We start from the raw sequence: 4,269 nt of genomic DNA, 5'->3' as shown, positions 1-4,269 counted from the left end.
TCGGGTTCAACCATGAGTCGAACACGTTCGCGCCCGGGCGGGCCACGCTTGATGCCTGGCGCCACGCCGGCATCCTCGAGGGCGAGCAGATCCGTGACGCCTACGCCGCATCCGAGGCCACGCTGTCCGGGTTTTTCGCCTATGAGGCCGAGCAGCCCGAGGTGGAGCTGACACCGCTGGTGTTCGCCTGGCTGACCCCGAGTGGCCCCAGCACCAGCGAGGCCTACGACCACCTCACCGGCCGCATGCTCGACGCGTTGGCCGAGCAGGGCCCGTTCGACGGGGTTCTGCTCGTCCTGCACGGTGCGGCTGTGGCCGAGAACGCGCCCGATGCGGACGGGGAGTTCACCCGCCGGGTGCGCGAGGCGGTGGGAGGCGAGGTGCCGATCGGCGTCACAGTGGACATGCACGCCAACATCTCCCGCCAGATGGTCGACCATGCCGACGTCGTCACGGTGTACCAGACCAACCCGCACGTCGACGCGGCCGAGCAGGGCCTGGCATGCGCGCGGATCGTCGGCGCCACCGTCCGCGGCGAGGTGCGTCCGGCGATGGCGCTGGAGGACCCGCCGCTGGCCGTGAACATCCTGCGGCAGGGAACTCACGACGAGCCGATGGCCGGGCTGTTGCGCATCGCGCAGGAGCAGCGCCGACGCCCAGGTGTGCTGTCGGCCAGCGTCGTCGAGGGGTTCCCGTACGCCGACGTCGTCCAGATGGGCATGACGTTCGTCGCGGTCACCGACGACGACCCGGCTCTCGCCGCCGACGTGGCGCGGACGCTAGCTGACGCTGCGTGGAAGGTTCGTGACCAGCTCGACGCCGAGCTCACCTCGGTCGACGACGCACTGCGGCAGGCCGCGGCCGCGGGTTCCGGGCCGGTGCTGCTGATGGACATGGGTGACAACGTCGGAGGCGGCAGCCCCGGTGACTCCACCCACGTGCTGCACGCCGCGCGCCGCCTCGGCATCGCCGGCCTCATCATGTCGATCAACGATGCCCAGGCCGTCGCCGCGTGCACCGACGCCGGCGTCGGCGAGCGCGTCGAAATCCAGGTCGGCGGGCGGACGGACCACCGGCACGGGGAGCCGTTCCCGGTCACCGGTGAGGTGATCACCCTGGCCGACGGGGAGTTCGACGACCCCACACCTACTCACGGAGGGGCTCGCTACTACAACTTCGGCCCGTCCGCCGGAGTGCGCACCGACGATGGTTTTCTGCTCGCCGTGCACTCCCGTGCAGCCGGCACATCCAGCCGTGAGCAGTTCCGCATCGTCGGCATCGAACCCACGGATGCCAAGATCATCGCTGCCAAAGGTGTGCACTCGCCGCGTGCCGCGTTCGAGCCGATCGCCAGCCGGCTCATCTGGGCGAGCACACCCGGCTGCACCAGCGCCGACCTGTCCATCCTCGACCACCAGCACCGCCGTTCGCCGATGTTCCCGTTCGAGCCCACCGCCACCTGGTAGCCCGCATCCGCGGCCTGGTTGACGGTGCCACTCGGCGACGTGCTCTGCGACGTGGTTGACCTGCGCTCGGGTGCACGCGTGCTCGATGTCGCGACCGGAACCGGGCACGTGGCCCTCGCCGCCGCGCGGAGGTTCTGCGACGTCACGGGTGTGGACTACGTACCCGCGCTGCTCGAGATCGCGCGACGCCGGGCGGAGATAGAAGCGCTGCCGGTCGAGTTCCTCGAAGGCGACGGTAGGCCGGCACGCAGCGCCTCCGCCGGCAGCGAAACCACCGACGCGCTGGGGTAGCGAGGACACGATCCGGGAGCTCTTCGACGGCGGGGTCTCGGAGTTGGCCTTTGACACGGGAACGATCACCGAGCGTTTCCTGTCCCCTGAGCACTTCGCGGACTTCTTCCTCACCCACTACGGCCCCACCTACAAGGCGTCTCAGCGGCTGGACGACGACGGCAGGGCCGCGTTCCGTCGTGATCTGGGCGCCCTTGCATCGTCGGCGAACCGAGCGAGCGACGGCACGGTCGTCTGCGAGTGGGAGTACCTCGTCGTCGTCGCCACCAAGGCGTGATGGGTCACTACGGTGAACCGCACCTTTCTCGTCTCTGGCTGGAAGGGCGACGCGAGCGGCCTTCCGGTCTGGCCGTAAACTCTCCGCGTGACCGAAACCGTGGCCGTACGTGGTGCCGTACCGTCCCGCCGTCGTCGCGTCGTGCGTGCGGTCACGCTGGCCGTGTGTGGTCTGGTCCTCGGCGCGCCGTCGGCCATAGCTGACGGCACAGCCGGCGAGCAGCCGATGCATACGGCCACGGTCGACGAGCTGATCGAACAGTTGCGCGACGATCCCGTTCTGGTCCAGCCATCGATGGGCATGGGCGATTCCGAGCTGGCCCATGACGTGCTCAGCGAGGCCGCGGCAGACGCGGATTTGCCGATGTACGTGGTGCTGGCCGAGATGCCGGGCGAGCTGGCAGCGACGGAGCAGCCGGCGGAGCAAGCGGCCGTCCTGTTCCGCGACGAGCTGGGCGAAGGCATATACCACGTCGCGTTCCTCGGGGCGGGCTCGTATACGGGTGCATGGGGCGCTCCGGATGACTTCGATCTTCGCCAGGCCTACACGGAGCTGAGAGCCGCCGAGGAGAACGGACCGGGTGAGTACCCACGGTCATCGGCGCTCTTCGAGGCTGCCGTGATGGTGCGGGCAGCGGCTGCTCCTGGTGAGGATCTGCCGTCGTCAGTGGTCGACGACTACGTGAGCGAGCCATGGGCGTTCGTCCCAGATCCGCCCACGTCAATGGCCGACGCCGAGGCCACCCGCTGGGTGGCTACCCTCGCCACGGGCATCGGTGTGCTGGTTGCAGGGCTCATCATCACGGTGGGTGTCGTGCGAGCCAAGCCGCTGAGAGCCCGCAAGGGCGACGCGGCGCGTCCAGCTTATGAGGCGGTGCCGGAGGGTATCGAGCGCCGGGCGAAGAAGCATCTCGCTGACGCACGCCGACGTCTCGACGAGCTGTCTGGCGATGAGCTGGCAACACCGACCGGAGAGAAGGTGTCGAGCGCGATCGACGCCGCTGAGCGCGTGCTCGACACGGGCGATGACCTGGATGCTGTCGGCGCCTATGTGCTCGCGCTGACAGCGGATCGCGAGGTGGACCGTGTGAGCAGACCCGAGCTGCGGACCTACCAGCCATGCTTCATCAACCCTATGCACGGCGAGGCGGAGGACGCCGTCCGGGTGGGTGGGTCCTCGATCGACGCGCCGGTCTGCTCGGCGTGCGGCCGAAGGCAGGGAGCGTTCCTGTCGGTCCGGAGGGGTCTGCGGGGGTGGGTTCCTTACGTCGAGACCTCCACCGTATGGGCGCGTACGGGTTATGGCGCCCTGGTGGGCGATCTCGCTGAGCAGGTCCTCGCGGATCGGAGCGTGCGGCGATGATCAAGAAGATCGTCGGCCTGGTGACGACCCTGGTGTGCGCGGTCCTCGGCGGCGTCGCGGCGTGGTCGATCACCTCAGAGGACTTGCCGGACGAGACGTACACCACCGAGCGCGCCCGCGTTGCCGCCGACGGCCTGGACGACTCCCACGTCTATGTGGAGCCCAGCGCCGGGGGCGCCTTCACCGACGATGAGCTCGCCCGGATCGACGAGGCCGCGGCCGCCTCGGACCCGCAGGTCTTCGTGGTGGTCTGGCCGGAGAGTAGCCAAGCAGGTTACGGGTCCGACAGCGAGGTGCTGCGTCAGATCGGCCGTCGCCTGGACCGGCCAGGCGTGTATGTTCAGATCAGTCCTGGAAGCGCGCTGGACAGTGTGGACGTAGGCATCGATGCGGGATACTTCTCTATCTACGAGTCCCCGGACGAGCAATGGTCCAGCAGCCGGGAGACCAGGCTCCTGCTCGAAAAGATCGAGGAGAACGACGGGCGCAGCTACGAGCTCGGGGAGAGCACCGGCAGCGACTACTGGGGAGGCACCGCCGGCACGATCGCCGCAGGTGTGCTGATCGGCTCATTGGGTGGAGGAGTTGCCGGCGCCATCGGGCTGATCGGCTGGTTCTTTGTGCGGCGGCGAAGGGCGGCGACGTGAGCGAGACGGAACCCTACGAGCCTGATCCGGAGACGATCGCCGAGGACCTCGCCGATGACGGCGTGCACGTGGACCCGTCGTTGGCCGGTGCCATCACCGACGAGCAACTGGACGAGATCACGACGCTGGTGGCCGACACAGATCCCCAGGCGTTCGTCATCGCGGTGCCCCTCGAGCACGGCGCCGACCTGTCCACCAGCCAGCTCGTCACCCTGGTCAACCGTGA

5 protein-coding genes and 1 pseudogene are annotated in these 4,269 nt (G+C 68.8%); all 6 read left to right on the top strand.

Annotated features, from left to right (window positions below; genetic code table 11):
* A partial coding sequence (locus tag ELR45_RS18555) for a M81 family metallopeptidase (RefSeq protein ID WP_165367901.1) occupies positions 1–1,466 on the top strand: 1,466 nt, incomplete at its 5' end.
* A 24-nt stretch (positions 1,467–1,490) separates the two neighbouring features.
* Positions 1,491–1,757, top strand: a complete 267-nt coding sequence (locus tag ELR45_RS18550; protein ID WP_240759863.1) for a class I SAM-dependent methyltransferase — start codon at positions 1,491–1,493, stop codon at positions 1,755–1,757.
* A gap of 43 nt (positions 1,758–1,800) precedes the next feature.
* Positions 1,801–2,034: a hypothetical protein gene (locus ELR45_RS18545; protein WP_129667714.1), complete on the top strand. Its 234-nt coding sequence runs from the start codon at positions 1,801–1,803 to the stop codon at positions 2,032–2,034.
* Positions 2,035–2,121: 87 nt separating this feature from the next.
* Positions 2,122–3,396 (top strand): hypothetical protein, encoded by a 1,275-nt coding sequence (locus tag ELR45_RS18540; RefSeq protein WP_129667713.1) that lies wholly within the window; start codon positions 2,122–2,124, stop codon positions 3,394–3,396.
* Positions 3,393–4,043 (top strand): hypothetical protein, encoded by a 651-nt coding sequence (locus ELR45_RS18535; RefSeq protein ID WP_129667712.1) that lies wholly within the window; start codon positions 3,393–3,395, stop codon positions 4,041–4,043. Before ELR45_RS18540 ends, ELR45_RS18535 begins: the two co-directional genes overlap by 4 nt.
* A pseudogene (locus ELR45_RS35450) lies at positions 4,040–4,269 on the top strand (hypothetical protein); the annotation flags it as partial. The gene ELR45_RS18535 and the pseudogene ELR45_RS35450, both read left to right, overlap by 4 nt.

Origin of the sequence: Phytoactinopolyspora endophytica, assembly GCF_004138495.1 — a bacterium.
Classification (GTDB): Bacteria; Actinomycetota; Actinomycetes; order Jiangellales; family Jiangellaceae; genus Phytoactinopolyspora; species Phytoactinopolyspora endophytica.
This window is presented reverse-complemented; position numbering and strand designations above follow the sequence as displayed.

Excerpts from the sequence above, each read along its gene's own strand:
- ELR45_RS18535 (WP_129667712.1), top strand. The coding sequence starts at position 3,393 with ATGATCAAGAAGATCGTCGGCCTGGTGACGACCCTGGTGTGCGCGGTC.